The organism is [Clostridium] scindens (assembly GCF_019597925.1).
In the GTDB taxonomy this organism is placed as follows: Bacteria; Bacillota; Clostridia; order Lachnospirales; family Lachnospiraceae; genus Clostridium_AP.
Map to the genome: position 1 here is coordinate 794,029 of NZ_CP080442.1, position 17,747 is coordinate 811,775.

Below are 17,747 nucleotides of genomic sequence, written 5' to 3' on the forward strand. Positions count from 1 at the left end.
GAACGAGCAGTAACAGAGCCGTATACTCCGAGAGGGGTACGTACGGTTCCCGGAGAGGGTGGCGCAAACCTATCACAGCAATGTGACAAGGCGGTGCTTCCCTACTCCACCACATTATTTTCTGCGCCGTAAATTTCGTAGACCACCGCAAATATAATTCCAACAAAAGGAGCTATTACGGCATACGGAACATGAGCGACAAGCTGTGTCGGGAAAATGGCTTGTCCGTCGTCGTTCCCGGCAAGGGCAGCAAGGGAAAGAGCTATGCGGAGTACCAGGCAGAAAAGACGGGTACAAGTTGGAAAGGCAAGCTAAAGATTGCCGTTGACGCGCTTATCCCCCAAGTTTCCAGTTTTGAGGAATTGTTGCAGCGGTTACAGGCGGCGGGCTATGAGATAAAGCCGGGGAAATATGTGTCATGCCGCGCCCCCGGACAGGAACGCTTCACCCGTCTTAAAACCCTCGGCGCGGATTATACAGAGGAAGCCATAAGGGAACGGATAGCGGGCAGACGGGCAAAGGCGGCGAAAGCCCCCAGAGAGCAGCGCGGCGTTTCGCTGCTTATCGACATTGAGAACAGTATCAAGGCGGCGCAGAGTAAGGGCTATGAACAGTGGGCGAAAATCCACAATCTGAAACAGGCAGCAAAGACCATGAATTTCTTGACGGAACATAAGATTGAACAGTACGCGGATTTAGTCAGCCGGATTGAAGAAATGGCAGCGGAAAGCGGACAGGCGGCAGACGCATTGAAGGACGCGGAAAAGCGGCTTGCGGACATGGCGGTGCTTATCAAGAATGTTTCCACCTACCAAAAGACAAAGCCCGTCTATGACGCATACCGCAAGGCAAGGAACAGGGAGAAGTACCGCGCCGGACAGGAACAGGCGATTATCCTACATGAAGCCGCCGCAAGGTCGCTGAAAGCGGCGGGCATTGCAAAGCTCCCGAACCTTGCCGCGCTGCAATCGGAATATGAAGCCCTCCAAGCGCAGAAAGAAGCCCTTTATGCCGACTATGGGAAGCTGAAAAAGAAAGTCCGGGAATACGATATTATCAAGCAGAACATTGACAGCATTTTACAGGCAGACAGGCAGCCGGAACGGGAAAAGGGAACAGAGCGCGGATAAGGATAGCAAAATCCCCGCCGCTGTGCTATGATAGGGCTATCAAAAAGCAGAGGAGCGTTGAGCATGGAAAACCAGAAAATGCCGGAATATGAAACCATACGCGCCGCCGTTGCCGGGGAAAAATGGGCGGTGGAGAAAGTCGTGGAGTGCTACAAGGACGAAATCGACAGGCTATCGACGGTAGCGGTCAGACAGCCGGACGGAAGCACGAAACAGGAAATCAACGAAGATATGCGCCAGTCCATCACAAAGAAGCTGATAGAAGCCCTCCCGCAGTTCCCGCTTGAAGAAATGGAAAAGGGAAATGTCAGATAGGCAAAAAAAGAACAGGGCGCGGAAGCCAGTATATGACTTCCGCGCCCTGTCTTTTTATGGGTGCTGTTTTCGTGAATGTTACGCAGTAGAACGCCATTTTTGGGGGTAAAGGTATAAAGTATCGCCTATCCGATTTTCACGCCCGGAAAGCCCTGTAAATCAAGGGATTTTCCGCGCCTACTGCGTAACAGGGGCGCGTCTTTTCCTCATGCGCTCGGCGGCTTGTCTGCGGGTGATACGTTTCCGGCAGACGGGGCAGTATTTGACACTGTTAGAGGTTGACGCAAAGAACGCGCCGCACTCGGTACATTTCTTCTTATCCCCTGTCTGGTAAAGCTCCGCATAAAGCAGCCTGTCGGCGGGAAGCACCGCAACCCGGAACCACTTGCAGAGAAGCGAATAGGAAATGAGCTGCGGACATACGCACTCGTCCCCGTCGTCCAGTAAGATACAGTTCCCGTTATCATAATTGCAGCACGTCCGGCGCACAAGGGCGTTGACTTTCCGGCTCTGGGGCGGCGTCAGCCGCTTAACCCCGTTCATACTTCATCAGCGGCGTAAATGGGAAGCTCTGCAAATTCCGCTTCGGTCAAAGCGTCCACTTTGGAAAGGGTGCGCTTTGCAAGCTCCCGCATATCCGCGTCCATGTAGGGCAGCGCGGCGTTGACATTCTCAATCAAAGCCCGCTTGCCGCCCTCGTTGTAAATGCTCAAAAGGTTTGTTTCTTCAACAGTCAGTCTAATCATGCTCATACCTCCATATCGTGATTTTTTGTTTTTGCCGCCGCCTTTTTCGGGGCGGTCTTTGCCTTGTCTGCTTTAAGCTGCGCCCGGATAGAGGGGCGGGGCTTCCTTATCTCCCTGTCCCGGTTCTCCCCCTTGTCAATCAGCGCATACGTCCCATGTCTGCCCTCGATTTTGGAAAAGGAAAGGGTCTTGTAGGGCAGCATGGAGAAAAGGCGGTCAGTGTCCTTTGTGGCTGCAAGCCGCATGAACGCCGGGGAAAGCTCTGCCATGAAATGGGTCTTGTTCGGGCTGTTCGGCTCGTAATGCCGCTTCATTTCCCGCACAATGCGCCGCGCTTCCGTTTAAATCAGCCCGTCCCGCAAAGCTGCGATATGCATTTTGAAATCCCCCGGCGAAAGCTGCTCCCGGCTGCGCCGTTCTTCCTGTAAGAGCGATTGCAGCGCGTCCGGGTCGTTGGGTACGGCTTCAAAGCGTTCAAATTTCCCAAGCTGCGGGTCTGGGGTTCCGTCAAAATATCTCCCGGCTTCCTGTACCCTTTCCCCATGCTCATAAATCAGCTTCACCGTATCGGCGGGCAGCTCCTTTTCCTTGACGCGCTCATAATGTTTAGAGTAGTCCAGTTCGTACAGATTGCCCTTGATTTTCCCGCGCTCCTTTCCCGTCAGCTCGATTGCATAGGCAAGAACGCGGTCGCTTGTCTGCTCCATGTAGAAACGCCATGTGTTGTGGGGCGCGGTGTCTTTGAGGAAAACGTCGCGCTCCCGGAAACAGTGCGTCCCGGACGGGCGGCAGAACCACAAAAGTGTTTTGTCCTCCCTGTGGGGGCTTGCCGCCGCCTTTGCGATAATCTCTTTGTCAATGTCTAAGTCGCTCTGGTAAAAGCCTGTGTTCTGCTTCATAATCGCTTCAAGGGAAGCAAACAAATCCATGTTTTCAAATTTGCTCTGTTCCGGCATGGGTCAGCTCCTTTCCAAGTCCTGTGACTTCTGCTTTGCGTTTTTCTTCTGTGCCTTTTCCTTGTCGGCTCTAAGCTGCGCCCGGATAGAGGGTTTCTTTTCCGGCTTCGCTCCCTTGCCGCGCTCCTTGTCGGCTTTGACAGCGTTAGCCAGGTCAACAAGGGAAATCTGCTCGCCCGCCTTTACCTTTGCTTCCAGTTCGTCAACGGTGGGGGTGTTGTTGATGATACCGTCAATCATGTTCCCGTTCTGCTCTGTGGTCTGCTCGGCGGTTTTCAAGGGATTGTCCCGCTGCGCCTGTTCTGCGGCAACGGCAAACGCCCGCGTCCCATTCCCCATAATCAGATACTTTCCGTCGTCCGACTGGTGGTGAAAGCCATATCCGGCGGCTTCTATCTGCTCCCGGCTCATGGCGGTCACATGGAAAGTCCCCCTCGGTGTCTTGACAGTTTCGCCCGTTTCCAAGTCGTCCGGGGTAAGCTGCTTTTGCTCCTGTAAAAACTCCGGCACTTCCCGAAAACCTACACTGTCAACGAAATGCGCCGCGTCCTGTCCGTCCTGATGAAGCACTACCACGTCGGAAACGGAAAGGCTGTGTCCCTTAAAATCTTTGGGGTGGTCGATATTGAAACAGGTGTAAATATCTTCAAGGGAAGTTTCCGGCGCAAGGGGCGCGGAATAGACAAGCTCATAGTTCGCCCTGTCAACCACATTCCCCGCCGCCTGCAGGCGGTCGTAAGGCTCAAAGCGGAAATCCCTTGTTTCGTCCCCGCCCTTTATCTGGTAAATGGAAAAGGTGTCTTTGTCCTGTCCGGCGGTCTGCGCCGTTTCCTGTGCCTTTGCGTAAAGCTGCTTCACGTCGCCCTCGGTCAGCTCGCCGCTTTTGAGCTGCCCCATAAGCTCGCGGCATTTCTCCGGCGTTCCCGTATAAAGCACGTCGCCCATTTTCGCCCGCCCGTTCTCCTGTGTCACATAGGCTTGCAAGAGGTAGCTGTTTTCCCGGCTGTCGCTGTAAGGGTTCCGGCGCACTCTGTAAATCGTTTCCGGGGTAAAGGCTTCTTTCGGGGCTGCGCCCGCTTTTTCCTGTGCGCCGGATTTTCCCGGTGCGGCTGCTTCCGGCTCCGGCTTCTCCGGCGCGGCTTCCTGTCCCTCTCTGGTGGGCTGCTCCTGTCCGGCGGTCTGCTCCTTGTCCTGTGCCTTTTGCAGCTCCGCTAAGTTCTCGTCTATGGAATTGATAATCTCGGCGGCTGCGCTGCGTATCGTTTCAAGGGAGCTTTTCAGCTCGGACAGCTCCCGCCCGCTGCTCCACCCGGCGACATAGCCGAAAGAGTAGTCCGACGTGTCAAGCCCGTAATGTTGGCAGACAGTATAGGCGACGCTTTCCGCTTCGACTTCGCGGGTGCGGCGGTCAACGTGGGGCTGCTGCTCGTCCTTTGGCGCGTTGAGGTCAATGTCGTGCAGCTTCGCATGGGCGATTTCGTGAATAGCGGTCTTTAAGGTCTGTAATTCGCTCATGCCCTCGTTGATAGCAATGCGCTTGTCCTCCAAGTGGTAGTAGCCATGAGAGCCGCCCTCGATATTCTCAAAGGCGATAGGAACGGGGGAAGTCTTTTCAAGGGCTGCGAAAAAATCCTTGTAGCGGTCAACGTCGCCTGTCAGCTCGTCAACCGCAATGTCCGGCAGCTCCTTTCCCTCGGTCTGGGAAACGTCAAAGACGGATACCACCTTGTAGGCGGGTATGGTGACTTCCTTTTCCTCGGTGACGGGCTTCCCGTCCTTGCCGATAACGGGCTTCTGCGTGTGCGGGTCGATTTTCTGCATTTCCTGTTTGATTTTATAGGGTGACGGAGCAATGATTTTAATTCCCTTTTGCCCTTTCATCACGTTTCGTTCAAAGTTGTTCTTCCAAGCGGAAAAGCCCGCCACAAGGGAAGCGTCCGGCTTCTGCATGGCGATAAGGACGGTGTTTCGGAAGCTGTAATTATGGAATTTTGACATGACTTTCAGATATTCCCGGTAACGCTCGCTGTCAAAGAGTTCCGCAATACCCTGTTCCAGACGGTCGGTAATCTCTTTGAGCTTTTCGGCGGGCTTCTCGCTCGTCAGCACGATAGGGATAACCGGGCGCGGCTCCTGTGGCTGCTCTGCGGTCTGCGCCGTTCTCTGCCCCGGCGCGGCTGCGTCCATTTCTACCTTTGACGGGTCGGGTCTTTCCGGCTGCGGGGGCTGCGGCGTTACCCGGTATTCCTCCGGCACGTCGCGCCCGTCGTACCATTCTGTAAAGGTGTTGCGGTTGTTGTAGATATAGCCCTTTTCGGTAAACATACCGTCGTCGTTAATGGAAGCGTCCCGCCCGTATTCCTCATACATGAAATACTTTTTCGCTTCTTCGGGAAGTTCCGGTTCTTCCAGTTCATCAACCAGATAACGCCCGTATTCTTCTTCATTGTGGACGGACGGATAAATCCAGTAGCAGTCAAGGTTCTGTGCAAGGTTGATAATGTCCTGTAAGCTGTCGGCATGGTCGCCGTATTCAATGGCTGCAATGAATTTCTCCCGGTCGTCGTCAAACTGCATTTCCAAGAGCTTCCCTAAATAGTTCAGCTCGTCGGGGTGGGAATACTCGCTTAAATGCTCCGTCAAGCCGGGGATAGTGGATTGAAATTCTGTGAAATGCCATTCCTCATAGTGCTTGAAGTCAATCCCGATACGGTCAAAGACTTCTTTCAGATGTTCGGCAGTCGTGGGGAATGTCACCCATTCGCCCGCGGGTCTGCCCTCGGTGTACTTCCCAAGATTGGAAAGATAGCCGCTTAAAATCGGTTCTGCCATTTGTTCGCTCCTTTCTTTTTCAATCATGCGGTGCATAAGCTCAAAATCCTCAATGCTCATGCTCCCGTCAAATACATAGGGGTTAAAATCCTCCCCGTCCCGGTAGGGCTTTTCGGAAAAGGGAAGCCCCGCTTCATGGGCGGCTGCCCTCGCTTCCTCGATAACCTCCGGGGGAAGCCTGTCGTCATGCGCTCCGATAAAACCGTCAATGTCGTTCATGCTGTTTTCGTAGTGGTAACGCACTCCGGCGGTCAGCTCGTCAAGGCTCATGTCCTCGCCTAAATACCCGCAATAGTAGCCGTTTAAGATAACGGCGGCGGGGTCAATGCTTTTTATTTCCTCTAACCGGCTCCTGTCCTCCGGGTAGAGCGTATCGTCCATATCAAGATGAAAATATTCCGCGTTCCATGAACGCCCCTGTTTCCAGAACGCCACCCATGCGATACCGTCCCTAAGCTCGTCTTGATAGTCCTTTACGGTGTCCCGTAAACTTGCCATAGTGAAAAACCTCCTTTCTCTGCGGCAGCGTCATAAGCTGCATTTTTTGGCTGCATGGTCTACTACGGGTACGCCCGCATTTCTGCCAAATATTTTTGAAAATTTTTAGAGGGTGAAGCCCTCCGCAAAAGAGGGTTTGGGAAACTTCCCAACAAGCAAAATCCCCGTCCGGCGCGTCAGCGTCGCAACGGGGATTTACGGAAGTGGGTACCCGCTTCCTATGCTTGCTATTCAAGTTTTTAGTTCTTCTGCACTTCGATACGGTAGTTGACGTATTTCCCGCCAGTGTCAGCCAGAACGATAGTTCCGTCGTAGGTCTTGCCTGTTTTCGGGGAGTAGAGCTTCTTCACATTCGCCTTGCCGGATTTAAGGAGCGCGGCGGCAATCTTCGCGGAAAAAGCGGTCTTGCGTTCCTCGAAAAAGCGGTCATTCTTCCACATGACAAAGGCACATTCTTTGTTGCTGCAATAATAGTTTTTCTTCCCCTCATGGACGGGGGAACCGCAACGGGGGCATTTGCCGACAGAGGGCTTTTCCTCCCGGAACAAATCCTTTTTCCCGTCCAGTGCTGCGGCGTGTGTCTGCACAAGCTCCCGCGCCATAGCTTCAATGCCGGACAGAAATTCGCCGGGGTCTGCGGCTCCCTTTGCTATCTGCGTCAGATTGTTTTCCCATTCTGCGGTAAGCTGTGGGGAAGTGAGTATATCCGGCAGAATACAGATAAGGCTGTTCCCGTTTTTGGTAGGGATAAGCTGCTTCCCCTTGCGCTCCGCAAAGCCGCCCTTTACCAGTTTTTCAATGACGGCGGCGCGGGTGGCGGGAGTGCCAAGCCCCCGGCGTTCCGCGTCCGGGTCGGTGTCCCCGTTCCCGGCGCGTTCCATAGCCGACAAAAGGCTTGCTTCGCTGTGGGGCTTCGGCGGCGTTGTGGTATGCTCCGTTACTTTTGCGGCGGGGTTAGGAAAGCCCTGTCCCTCGGAAAGCTCCGGCAGCGTCACGTCTGCATTTTCCCCGTCCTCCGCTTCGGGCTTATCTTTCAGCGTCGCCCGGTATCTGCGTTGAAGCTCTTTCCAACCCTCCGCAAGTACGGTCTTTCCCCTTGCGGTGAAGTCTGTCCCGGCGCATGAGAAAACCGCCGTAACCGCTTCATAAATATGCGGCTCGGCGGTGGCAAAAAGCAGACGCGCCCCCGCAAGGGTAAGGATATTCTTCTCGCTTTCCGGCAGCGCGTCCGGGTCAGCCTTTGCAAGCTCCATAGTGGGAATGATTGCGTGGTGGTCTGATACTTTTTTACTGTCTAATACCTTTACAACCTCCGGCGTGAAGTCCGCGCCCGCCATAAAGGGGAGTTTTTCGCAAAGCAGCGCGATAATGCCCGCTGCGGTGCCGCCCATGTCGTCAGTAAGAAAGCTGCTGTCCGTCCTCGGATAAGTAAGGAGCCGCTTTTCATAAAGGGATTGTGCAAGGTCAAGGGTCTGCTTCGCGGTGTAGCCGAAAATGCGGTTCGCTTCCCGCTGCAAAGAGGTAAGGTCAAAGAGCTTCGGCGGGGCTGCGGTTTTCTTCTCTCTGGTGAGGGAAACGCATACCGCCGTTTCCGCTTCGCAAGCCCCTTTCAGCGCGTCGGCTTCTGCCTTGTCGGAAATCCTCCCGCTTGCCGCTTCCGCGCCGGATAAATCAAGGCGCACATGATAATATTTTTCTTTCTGGAAATGGGAGATAGCCGCGTCCCGGTCGGTGAGCATTTTTAAGGTCGGGGTCTGGACGCGCCCCACGTTCAAGGTCTTTCCATACAGGCAGGAGAAAAGCCGGGTGGCGTTAATGCCGATAAGCCAGTCAGCCTTTGCGCGGCAGAGGGCAGACGCAAAGAGCGCGTCGTATTCCTGCCCGTCTTTGAGGGAAGCAAAGCCCGCCTTGATTGCCCCGTCCTCCATTGAGGAAATCCACAAGCGGCGCATGGGCTTCTTGCAGCCCGCCGCTTCGTAGACAAAGCGGAAAATCAATTCTCCCTCGCGCCCCGCGTCACACGCATTTACCACTTCGGAAACGTCGGCGCGGTGCATAAGCTCTTTTAGGGTTTTGAATTGCTTCCCCTTGTCCGGGTCAACGGCGTACTGCCATTCCTCCGGCAGAATGGGTAAGCTCTCAAAACTCCATTTTTTATATTGCTCCCCGTAGGCGGCAGCTTCCGCAAGCTGTACCAAATGCCCGACGCACCATGAAATGAGGTAGCCGCCGCCCTCGATATATCCGTCTTTCTTTTCCTTAACGCCAAGCGCGGCGGCGATAGTCTGCGCCACGCTCGGCTTTTCTGCAATAATCAGTTTCATTTTCTGTTCTCCTTTCGGTTGTTTTAGGTTTGAAATTGGTTTATACTTTAAGCATTACTATAAGAAACAGGTGACAATATGAAATCAATACATACTTTCGATGTTTTTGCTCCTACTGATGAACAGGAAGAAGCAATGAATAAAAAACGTGGCGGGCATTACAGGCGCGGTAAAAACAAAGAAATGGATTACTTTATTGAGTGTGCTACTTCGCTATTTCCCAACAACCATTATTCAAGGTTCACACCTATATATGATACGACAAAAGAGTTTTATCAACTGATTACTTCTTCCGATACAACAGAAAGAGCTATACTAAATTGGATAGCTTCTAATCGTGCATGGAATTATTTGTTTGGCTTATTACGGCATTATTACAGAACAGGACACCATGACGATAATTATATCTTTCCAGAGTTCAAAATCGGGTCGGCTTATGTGGCTGATTATCTGCTCATAGGTAATAGTTCAGACGGTTATCAATTTGTCTTTGTGGAATTAGAAGCTCCCAACGGGCGGATAACAAAAGAAAAAGGTACTCGTTTCGGGGAAGTAATCAATAAAGGGATTGAACAGGTTAGGGATTGGCAAATGTATATTGCTGCAAATTGGAATGTAATTGTAGCAGAATTGGAAAAGCACTCATTCTCCAATACAAAGTTACCCAGACAATTATACAAATATTGCCCTTATCAAATCTACTATGCTGTGATAGCCGGACTCCGTAAAGATTTTGAGAATATTCGTGATAGAAAGCTCCAACTGCAAAATGAAAATAACATAACACTTTTGCATTACGAAAATCTCATAGATGTTGCAAACGAAAATTAAAAGTCCATTTTCAGCGTTCCGGCTCACTTGCCTTTTTCTCCTGTACCTGTTTCAGACAGTAGCCCACACAAGGGAGCTGCCCTTTGTACGGACAGGAAGCGCAAGCCGGGGAATGGGGAACGGGCGGCGCATTGTCACGCCGCCCGCCCGGTCTTTGTATCATCATCTTTTCAAAGGGATTGTCGGTAAACAGGGTCATGCTTCCTCGTCCTCCTGTTCTTCATCAGAAAGCCCGTCCCCCTCGTCCGGCTCGTCCTCGTCGTAGTCGTCAAAATCGAAATCTTCAAGGTCGGTGCCGCCCTTGACGTTTTGCTTCGGCTTCATAAACTTAAAATAATAGAACGCGCCCCCGCCGCCAAGAAGTGCCACGACAAGGAAAAGCACAAGCCCGCCCGCATTGCCTTTCTCTTTGGGCAGCTCCGGCGGTTCCTCGGTTTCCGGCTCTGCTTCCTTGCCGCTGCAAGCGGTCATGTTGTCCTTGCAGACGGGGCAGCTCACATTTACCTTTCCGGCTTCGCATTTTTCGGTGCAACTGCAAACGGCGGGCGGGGCTGCTTCGGTGCTTCCGTCCTCCATAAGTGCTAAGAGGTCGGCTTCGTCCACTTGATTAAGGAAATGTACGGTGTTCTCGCCCTCGTCGTCCCGGTCAATGAGGATATAAAAGTAATTGCCGTTTTTGGTCGTTACGGTGATAAGCTGCTTGTTGCCGCCGAAATCGTCTACAAGGGTCGCGTTCCCGTCCGGGGTAAGGGGTTCTTCCTTTTGGGGTTCCTCGTAGACAACGCCGCTGTCGTTGGTGTCGTCCTCTCCCTCCGGGGTCTGTGCAAAAGCGGTGACGGAAAAGCCGCCCGAAAGCATAAGGGCGGCGCAAAGTGCGGTCAGTGTTCTAAGGATTTTCTTATTCATTCTCGGTGTCCTCCATTTCTTCGGTGTCGTGGTCTGCGGGTTCTGCGGGGTAGCCCGGCGCGGCTTCCATGCCCGGAATACCGCCCCCGGAAAGCATAGCGGAAAGCTCATGCGGGGAAAGGCGCATGGAGCGCACAAGCTGTACGATTTGCAGGTTTTCCGCTTCGGTTTTCTGCGCTTCAAGCCCCCTTAATTTATTCTGGTACTCGGTGATTTTCTCGCGGGTCTTTGCAATCTCCTTGTCGATACGTTCAATTTTGTTCATAGCCATCAATAAATTTCTCCTTTCAGATTTTCATTTTTTTGTTGTCAGTTCCAATTCATTAAGCCGTAGCCCTTGATACAGGAGTAATTGACGGGGTAGCTCTTTATCTTGCAGGCGTCGCCGGAATTGCCCTCGACGGTATAGACGCGCTCCCCGTCCGTCCCGATAACAAGCCCTACATGGTCTGCGCTCCCGTCCCCGTCCCAGTCGAAAAAGATAGCGTCGCCGGGGGCGATATTCTCATAGCCCCTCGCGCCCCATTGCCCGCGTGACTGGAACCAGGGTACGCCCTGCGACTGGCACCCGGCAAAGCGCGGCTCGCTTTTCCCGGCTTGATTGTAGCACCATGAAACAAAACAGGCGCACCATTCCACGCGGCTGTTAAATCCGTACCAGCTCCAAAAGGGTCGCCCGCCTACGTTGCCGACTTGCCGCTTCGCAAGGTCTACAACGGCGGTGTTGCCGGGGCGTGTGCCGTTTACAAGCTGTACGCCGCTTAAATCCTCGGACGCGCCCATATCGGGGGAGCCGCCGCCGAAAATCAGCGGCTTGTTTCCGCTTGTTTCCAGATAGACGCGGTACATTTCAAGCTGCTGTGGCGTTAGAAGTTCCTCCGCAATCTCGGAAATGGGCTTGTTCGTCAGCTTCACGTTGAGGATATGGTACTCGTAGGGTACTTCCTCGCTGGTCGTTTCCCCTGTTTCCGGGTCTGTGCTTGTTTCTGTGCGGTAGCGGATTTCCGTTTCTTCCGTCAGCGTCAAAGTGTACTGCATGGCAAAGACGCGGTTTAGTTCTGCCTGTGCGCTCTGCGGGGTGTAGGTCTGTAAAAGGGCGGTGAGGTAGGACGCTAACTCATGGGGGTTATGCCCGATACTGTCAAGGTCATAGCGGTATTCGTCATAGCCGGGGTGGGTGCTTTCGATATTGTCAATCTGCTGCTGAAGCTCGTTTTCCTTTGCGGCGTAATTATTTTCCGTCGCCACAAGGTCGCTGTCCTCCGACGTGTAGGAAGTCCCAAGTATGCCGTTCATCAAGCCGGAGAACATGGAGCCGCAAGAGGAAAGCCCCGCCGATACCATGATGAATAAGAGCAGCGCGGCAACGGCGATACATACGCCCGCCGGGTGCCGCCCTACAAAAGCGATTGCCTTTTTTGTTTCCTCGGCGGTCTTTTTTGCCGCCTTGCGGGTGTTCTCTGCGGCTTTCTGCGCCGTTTTTGCGCCGCCTTTCCTTGCCGACTTTGCATACTGCCGCTTGATTTGCTGCTTCTGCATGAAGCGGGAAAGGGGATTGCCCGCAATCTGCGGATTGTCATGTAGGGATTTATGGTACTGGAAATCCACATTCGCCTTGAACGCCGCTTTCTCTGCCTTTGCCGCCGCCCGGTAGGGTTTGAGCTTGTGGCTGCGGTAGCCCTCCTTGACTTTCCGCGTCCCGTACTTTGCGCCGCGCTCTGCCAGTTCTTCGGATTTGTGCGCCCCCTCAACGCCGGAATTGTCCTTTTCAACGGAATGTATCTTGTTGTGGACGAAAATACCCGCTTCCTGTGCGGGGCGGGATAGCGGGTTATTGTGGGGCTTATTCCTTCCTATGGGCTTTTCCTGTTCCTCAAAATGTAGGCGGGTCTTGCCTTTCCCGGTGGCTTCATCAAAGGTGCGCTCCCGTACAAGTTTCTTTTCTTTGGGGATAGCCGCCTTTGCCGCGTCCAGACGGTCGGCTGCTTTGTCCGATTTTCGGATATACCTTTCAAGCTCCGGCGTTGCCCGTTCCTCGTCGGTAAACTGCAAGCGGGAAGATTTTTCTTTTGCTTTGGCTTCTGCCTGTGCTTTCCTCGCCGCCTTTTTGCTCGCCTTTCTGGTACGCGCCCCGTCGATACGCTCCAAGACGCGCTCGGCTGCGGCGGTGTCCTGTTCCCGTTCTGCCCCCGGCGCATGGGGAAGCGGCGGCGTGTCGGTTAAGGGCGGGGAAGTTGCGCCGCCCGGTAGGGGCTGCGCTGCCTGTTCCGGCTGCGGTGGGGCTTCGGTCTTTGCAAAGTCCGCGTCCCTTATCCGCTTGCTGATACGTTTCTTTTTCCCGGTAGCGGCGTTTACCTCGACAGCCCCCTCGCGGGTCATTTTCTGCGTGACTTTTTCACGCGCCTTATATTGTTTTATGTGTCTGTCCCTCCAATCCGCGCCCTTGCAAGGGCGCAATACTCGGCGTTTATCTCAATGCCTATATAATGCCTGTCAAGCTGCTTTGCGGCTGCCCCCGTCGTGCCGCTGCCGAAAAAGGGGTCAAGCACAACGCCGCCTTTCGGACAGCCCGCCTTGATACAGGTTTCGGCAAGTTTTGGCGGGAACGCGGCGAAATGCCCGCCCTTGTAGGGAACGGTATTGATAAGCCACACGTCCCGCCTGTTCCGCATGGTCGGCATGAGGGCTTCGTCGTAGTAGCTGCCGCTTCGCGCCCGGTTAAGCCCCTGTACGTTCCCCTGTCCGGGTACTTCGTCCGCATATTTCTGTCCCGCGCTGCGCCCGGTGCGGTACCGCGCCGCCGTTGTGGGGGCTAACGGCTCGGCTATGGCGGCTGCGTCATAAAAATACTTCTTTGACTTCGTAAGCAGAAAGATATGTTCATAGCAGCGGGTAGGGCGGTCTTTCACGCTCTCCGGCATGGGGTTTTCTTTCTGCCAGATAATGTCGCTCCGTAAATACCACCCGTCAGCGCGTAGGGCAAAGGCTAAAAGCCAAGGGATACCGATTAAGTCCTTTTGTTTGCAGCCGGAAACGCGGTTGTTTCTTGCAATCTGCTGTCCGTTTCTGCCTTTCGGGTTCTTCGGGTCTGCATGGTAGCCCTTGTTCCCTGTGCCGCAGTAGGTGTCCGCGATATTCAGCCAGAGCGTACCGTCAGAACGCAGTACCCGGCGCAGCTCGCGGAAAACCTCGGTCAGCCTGTCAATGTACTGCTCCGGCGTGTCCTCCCGCCCAATCTGCATATCAAGCCCGTAATCCCTAAGTGCATAGTAGGGCGGGCTTGTGACGCAACAGTGTACGCTTTCCTCTGGAAGCTCCCGCAAGGCATAGAGCGCGTCCCGGTTGATGATGGTGTCAGTTTTCAGCCCGTTCATGCTTCGCCCACTTCCTCCGGCTTCGTCGTCATTACCCGGTAAAGCTCGGTGTCTTTCGGGAAGCGGTCTACAAAGGGCAGCACCACGTTTCCGTAGAAGATAAGCCCCTCGCCCGCTTCGGTGTGGGTGACATACTTCATCTGCTGCGGGGAGATGTTGAGCTGCTTTGCAAGGATAGCCCGGTCGCCCGCCGCCTGATTGAGCATGAGGACAAAATCAGAGTTTTCAAAGATATTCTCCACTTCGCGGGAAGCAAGCAAATCCTTGACGTTCTGCGTAATGGCTGTGGGTATGCCGCCCCATTTTCTGAAACGCTTCCAGATTTCAACGGAATAGGCGGCGGTCTGTTCCTCTTTCAAGAGAAGATGAAATTCGTCCATAAAATACCGGGTGGATTTCCTTTCTGCCCGGTTGACGGTGACGCGGTTCCATACCTGGTCCTGCACAATGAGCATACCTAATTTTTTGAGCTGCTTCCCAAGCTGCTTGATGTCAAAGCAGACAAGGCGGTTTGAAAGCTCTACATTCGTCCTGTGGTTAAAGACGTTAAGGCTCCCGGAAACATAAAGCTCCAACGCCGCCGCGATACGCGCCGCTTCCGGCTCCGGCTGCTTCAAAAGCTCGTCGTAGAGGTCGCCCAAAATCGGCATTTTCTCCGGGTCGGGGTCTGCAAGGAAAGGGCGGTACACGTTCCTAACGGCGCGGTCAATGACGGTCTTATCGACGGGCTGCAAGCCCTCCTTGCCGCCTATGACAAGCTCGCAGAGGGAGAGGATAAAGTCGGATTTCAGCGCAAGGGGGCTGTCGTCCTCGCTGTAATTGAGGTTAATATCCATAGGGTTCACATACTGGAGCTTCCCGTCAATGCCCTTGCCCGTAGGCGACAAGCGTATCACTTGCCCGTCAAGCCGCTGCACAAGGGAAAAATACTCGGCTTCCGGGTCGCAGATGATAATATCGTCGTCTGTAATGAGGAAAGCGTTTGTCATTTCCCGTTTGGCGGCAAAGGATTTCCCGCTTCCCGGCGTTCCTAAGATTAAGCCGTTGGGGTTTTTAAGCTGCTTGCGGTCGCAGAGTATCATGTTGTTAGAAAGGGCGTTCAAGCCATAGTATAAAGCCGCGCCCGTCTGGAAAAGCTCCTGTGTGATAAAGGGGATAAAGATAGCGGTGCTTGACGTGGTAAGCCCCCGCTGTATGGCGATAAGGTTCTCCCCAAGCGGTACAGAGGACATAAGCCCCGCTTCCTGTTGGTAGTCAAGGCGGGTCAAGGCGCAGTTGTTCTTCTGTGCAATGCCCGCCGCCGCGAACACGTCATTTTCCAGTTTCCTTTTTGTGTCTGCCATGTTCACCACAAGGAACGTGAGCAGAAACATACGCTCGTTGCGGCTCTGCAAGTCCTGTAAGAGATTTTTCGCTTCGCTGCCGAACGTGGCAAGGTCGGACGGGATTATATCCATGTCATAGCCGCTGCGTACCGCCTTTTTCTGTTCCTCGATTTTCATTTTGTCAAGGTCGGTGATTTTCCGCTTGATTGTCTTTATGGCTTCGGTCTGGTCGATACTGTGGATATGCAGATTGACGATAACGCCCGTTTCCAAGTCCAGAATGTCGGATAAGATACGGTCGTTTAATTCCGGCGCAAGGATTTCAAGGAATGAAACCGCGCCGATTTTGCGCCCCATGCGGAAATACCGCCCCTCGCCAAAACGGAAAGAGGACGGGGCGATAAAGTCCTTTGTGGAAAGCCCGGACGGGGCAAGCCATGAAAAATCAAAGGCAAACTGCCCGCCCTCCGGGTGGAAAATGCCATGCAGCATTTTAAGGCGTTCATAGCCTGTCATGGGGCGGGCAGACACGCCCAAGAGCTTAAAGTTGTTGAGTACGTCCGTTTCGATACGGGCAAGGCGGGATTTCGCCGCGCCCAGACTGTCGGCTTCAATGGCAAAGGTGATGTATTTTGCCTTGACAAGCCCGTTGTTGCCCTTTGCAAGCTGGTTTTTCAGCATATCCCGGTATTCTGTGCGGATAGAATTGAAAGCGTCCTCCTGTGCCGGGATATTGACCGCTTTCTCCGCTTCGCCCCGCTGCGTCCCCTGATTGATGAAAGAGAGCTGCACCGAAACGGAAGCGTCAAAGTAGTTGAGGAAGTCGCACCAGTTCTCAAAAATGGCGGTCTTGTCGTCTGCCTGTGCAAGCTGATAGTTAATATCTTCAAAGGCGACGGTCTTTGAGTATTTCCGTCCCGTAACCTTGCAGATACCGTCCGGGTACATCTGGATATAGGGGATTGTCTGCTGCGCGGTGTGCGCTTTCCCGTCGCCCTTTGCCTGTCTGATGATTTCCGCAATCTGCTTTTTCTCGGCGCGGGTGAGCTTGCGGGGCGGGTTAGGCTTTGTGCTTCCCGCCGCGCTGTTTCTTCGTGTTTCCTTTTGCAATCGCTGATACCTCCTTTTCAAGTTTTCTCTGCCGTTCTAAGACGGAATAAAAGTTGTCTGTCCTGTATGGTCGTTCTTTGGGGGCTATGAATTTCGTCTGAATGATGTTCTTCACCACCACTTCAAGGGGCTGTCCATGCTTCTCATACATGGCAAAGAGGAAACAGGGCAGCATGACGGCAATCATAGCCATAGACGCAAGGCTTGTGCCTGTGCTGTCTTTGAGCAGAAAGAAAAGCGGCAAGCCGAACAGGAGAGCCGCCGCAAAACATACAATCTGCCGTTTGGTAAGGTTGAACGCTACTTTTGTCTTGACTTTGGATAAGTCTTTGGGTACGGGTACATACGCCAAGTGAAAACCTCCTTTCTCTGGGTTTGGTGTTGCTGTAACTTCCCATAAGGGTAATCAAGGCAAAGGTCAATCTATGCCCTTTGCCCGCCCGTATTATATGGGGTTATCCGCGTCAAGGTCGGGTAGTATTTTCGCCGCTTCGCTCTGAAAATCTCCACCCTGCCCTTGACACGCCGCTAATGCGCGGAGAATATCGACTTCGCCAGTGCGCCGGATTTGAACAGGGAGAAACAGAGGATAACGGTATAGGCTGCAAGGGAGAATATCGCACTGTGCAGATTGTCCGCTATTATCATGTTGTTTACCAGAACCGCGTAAATGCCGACGCATATCATAATGAGGAAGCCTTGAAAACCGATAGCGAACAGGGATTTGAGGTAGTTGTTTCCTATCTGCCCCCATTCCCGGTTCGTCATTGTTGCAAACGGGATAGGCGATACCGAACAGTAAAGGTAAATCTCTATCATGCGCCCGTAGAGGATAACGGTTATCAGTACGGACATGATTTTCATGCACAAGCTCACAAGGCTTGTTTCCATGACAAGTAAGAGCAGTTCGGGGATTTCCATAGCGTCAAGCCCGTCCTGCATGGAAGCAAGGGCGGCGGCAACATCAATCTCTGTGCTGCCGCCGATTACCCCCGCCGCGCCGGAAACAACGTGCTGCGCCATATCGAACACCGCCATAGTGATGTCAAAGGTGTGCGTCACAAGGTAGACTGCCACAAACGCCTTGAACACCCACTTGAAGAACATGGAAGTGTCAACGTCGTGCATATTGTTCTTTTCCGTTACCATGCTGATAAGCTCATAGCATAGGACGTAGGTAATGACAAGCCCCGCAATGGGTACGATTACATTCTCACTAAGGGTCTGTATCATGGAGAATATATTTGCGTTCCACCCTTGCGGGGTCTGCCCTACCTCTGCGGCGATAGTGCCGACTTTCTCGTTTACGTCCCCGAACATAGTTGACAGATTACCGTTTATGGCTCCTATGAGGATTTCCTTTATCCATTCGTTAATCGCGTCAAGTATGCTCTGCATAA

General features: G+C 53.3%; 14 protein-coding genes and 2 pseudogenes. 3 read left to right on the top strand and 13 right to left on the bottom strand.

Annotation, left to right across the window (positions count from 1 at the left end):
• Positions 1-107 precede the first annotated feature (107 nt).
• A pseudogene (locus K0036_RS03695) lies at positions 108-1,130 on the top strand (relaxase/mobilization nuclease domain-containing protein); the annotation flags it as partial.
• A gap of 63 nt (positions 1,131-1,193) precedes the next feature.
• The gene (locus tag K0036_RS03700) at positions 1,194-1,445 is read left to right on the top strand and encodes a helix-turn-helix domain-containing protein (RefSeq protein ID WP_002585088.1); all 252 of its coding nucleotides are present in this window, start codon (positions 1,194-1,196) and stop codon (positions 1,443-1,445) included.
• Between the two features lie 177 nt (positions 1,446-1,622).
• Here K0036_RS03700 and K0036_RS03705 read toward each other — a convergent pair whose 3' ends face one another.
• The 5 genes and pseudogenes from K0036_RS03705 to K0036_RS03725 all read right to left on the bottom strand — a co-directional run bounded on the left by K0036_RS03705 (position 1,623) and on the right by K0036_RS03725 (position 8,801).
• The gene (locus K0036_RS03705; protein ID WP_002585089.1) at positions 1,623-1,988 is read right to left on the bottom strand and encodes a cysteine-rich VLP domain-containing protein; all 366 of its coding nucleotides are present in this window, start codon (positions 1,986-1,988) and stop codon (positions 1,623-1,625) included.
• Positions 1,985-2,191, bottom strand: a complete 207-nt coding sequence (locus K0036_RS03710) for a transposon-transfer assisting family protein (protein WP_002569181.1) — start codon at positions 2,189-2,191, stop codon at positions 1,985-1,987. The genes K0036_RS03705 and K0036_RS03710 overlap by 4 nt, the downstream gene beginning before the upstream one ends.
• Positions 2,192-2,193: 2 nt before the next feature.
• A pseudogene (locus K0036_RS03715) lies at positions 2,194-3,147 on the bottom strand (hypothetical protein).
• Positions 3,148-3,150: 3 nt separating this feature from the next.
• A complete protein-coding gene (locus K0036_RS03720) occupies positions 3,151-6,477 on the bottom strand; it encodes an antirestriction protein ArdA (protein ID WP_004607962.1) in 3,327 nt (1,108 codons plus the stop codon).
• Between the two features lie 239 nt (positions 6,478-6,716).
• Positions 6,717-8,801 carry a DNA topoisomerase 3 gene (locus tag K0036_RS03725; protein ID WP_004607961.1) on the bottom strand — a complete coding sequence of 695 codons (2,085 nt, stop codon included), beginning with the start codon at positions 8,799-8,801 and terminating at the stop codon, positions 6,717-6,719.
• Positions 8,802-8,879: 78 nt separating this feature from the next.
• Between K0036_RS03725 and K0036_RS03730 the strand changes: the two genes are divergently transcribed.
• Complete coding sequence (locus K0036_RS03730; protein WP_004607960.1) at positions 8,880-9,632, top strand: Shedu anti-phage system protein SduA domain-containing protein; 753 nt, start codon at positions 8,880-8,882, stop codon at positions 9,630-9,632.
• Between the two features lie 10 nt (positions 9,633-9,642).
• Here K0036_RS03730 and K0036_RS03735 read toward each other — a convergent pair whose 3' ends face one another.
• The 8 genes from K0036_RS03735 to K0036_RS03770 form a co-directional block, all read right to left on the bottom strand.
• A complete protein-coding gene (locus K0036_RS03735) occupies positions 9,643-9,831 on the bottom strand; it encodes a hypothetical protein (RefSeq protein ID WP_004607959.1) in 189 nt (62 codons plus the stop codon).
• Entirely contained in the window at positions 9,828-10,538 is a 711-nt protein-coding gene (locus K0036_RS03740; RefSeq protein WP_004607958.1) for a DUF4366 domain-containing protein, read from the bottom strand. Before K0036_RS03740 ends, K0036_RS03735 begins: the two co-directional genes overlap by 4 nt.
• Entirely contained in the window at positions 10,531-10,809 is a 279-nt protein-coding gene (locus tag K0036_RS03745) for a DUF4315 family protein (RefSeq protein ID WP_004607957.1), read from the bottom strand. The genes K0036_RS03740 and K0036_RS03745 overlap by 8 nt, the downstream gene beginning before the upstream one ends.
• Positions 10,810-10,847: 38 nt before the next feature.
• Positions 10,848-12,917: a CHAP domain-containing protein gene (locus K0036_RS03750; protein WP_004607956.1), complete on the bottom strand. Its 2,070-nt coding sequence runs from the start codon at positions 12,915-12,917 to the stop codon at positions 10,848-10,850.
• 35 nt (positions 12,918-12,952) lie between these two features.
• Complete coding sequence (locus tag K0036_RS03755) at positions 12,953-13,912, bottom strand: DNA-methyltransferase (protein ID WP_002569173.1); 960 nt, start codon at positions 13,910-13,912, stop codon at positions 12,953-12,955.
• A complete protein-coding gene (locus K0036_RS03760) occupies positions 13,909-16,347 on the bottom strand; it encodes a VirB4-like conjugal transfer ATPase, CD1110 family (RefSeq protein ID WP_004607955.1) in 2,439 nt (812 codons plus the stop codon). Before K0036_RS03760 ends, K0036_RS03755 begins: the two co-directional genes overlap by 4 nt.
• Positions 16,298-16,699 carry a PrgI family protein gene (locus K0036_RS03765; protein ID WP_004607954.1) on the bottom strand — a complete coding sequence of 134 codons (402 nt, stop codon included), beginning with the start codon at positions 16,697-16,699 and terminating at the stop codon, positions 16,298-16,300. Before K0036_RS03765 ends, K0036_RS03760 begins: the two co-directional genes overlap by 50 nt.
• Positions 16,700-16,875: 176 nt before the next feature.
• The gene (locus K0036_RS03770) at positions 16,876-17,745 is read right to left on the bottom strand and encodes a VirB6/TrbL-like conjugal transfer protein, CD1112 family (RefSeq protein WP_002595174.1); all 870 of its coding nucleotides are present in this window, start codon (positions 17,743-17,745) and stop codon (positions 16,876-16,878) included.
• Positions 17,746-17,747 lie beyond the last annotated feature (2 nt).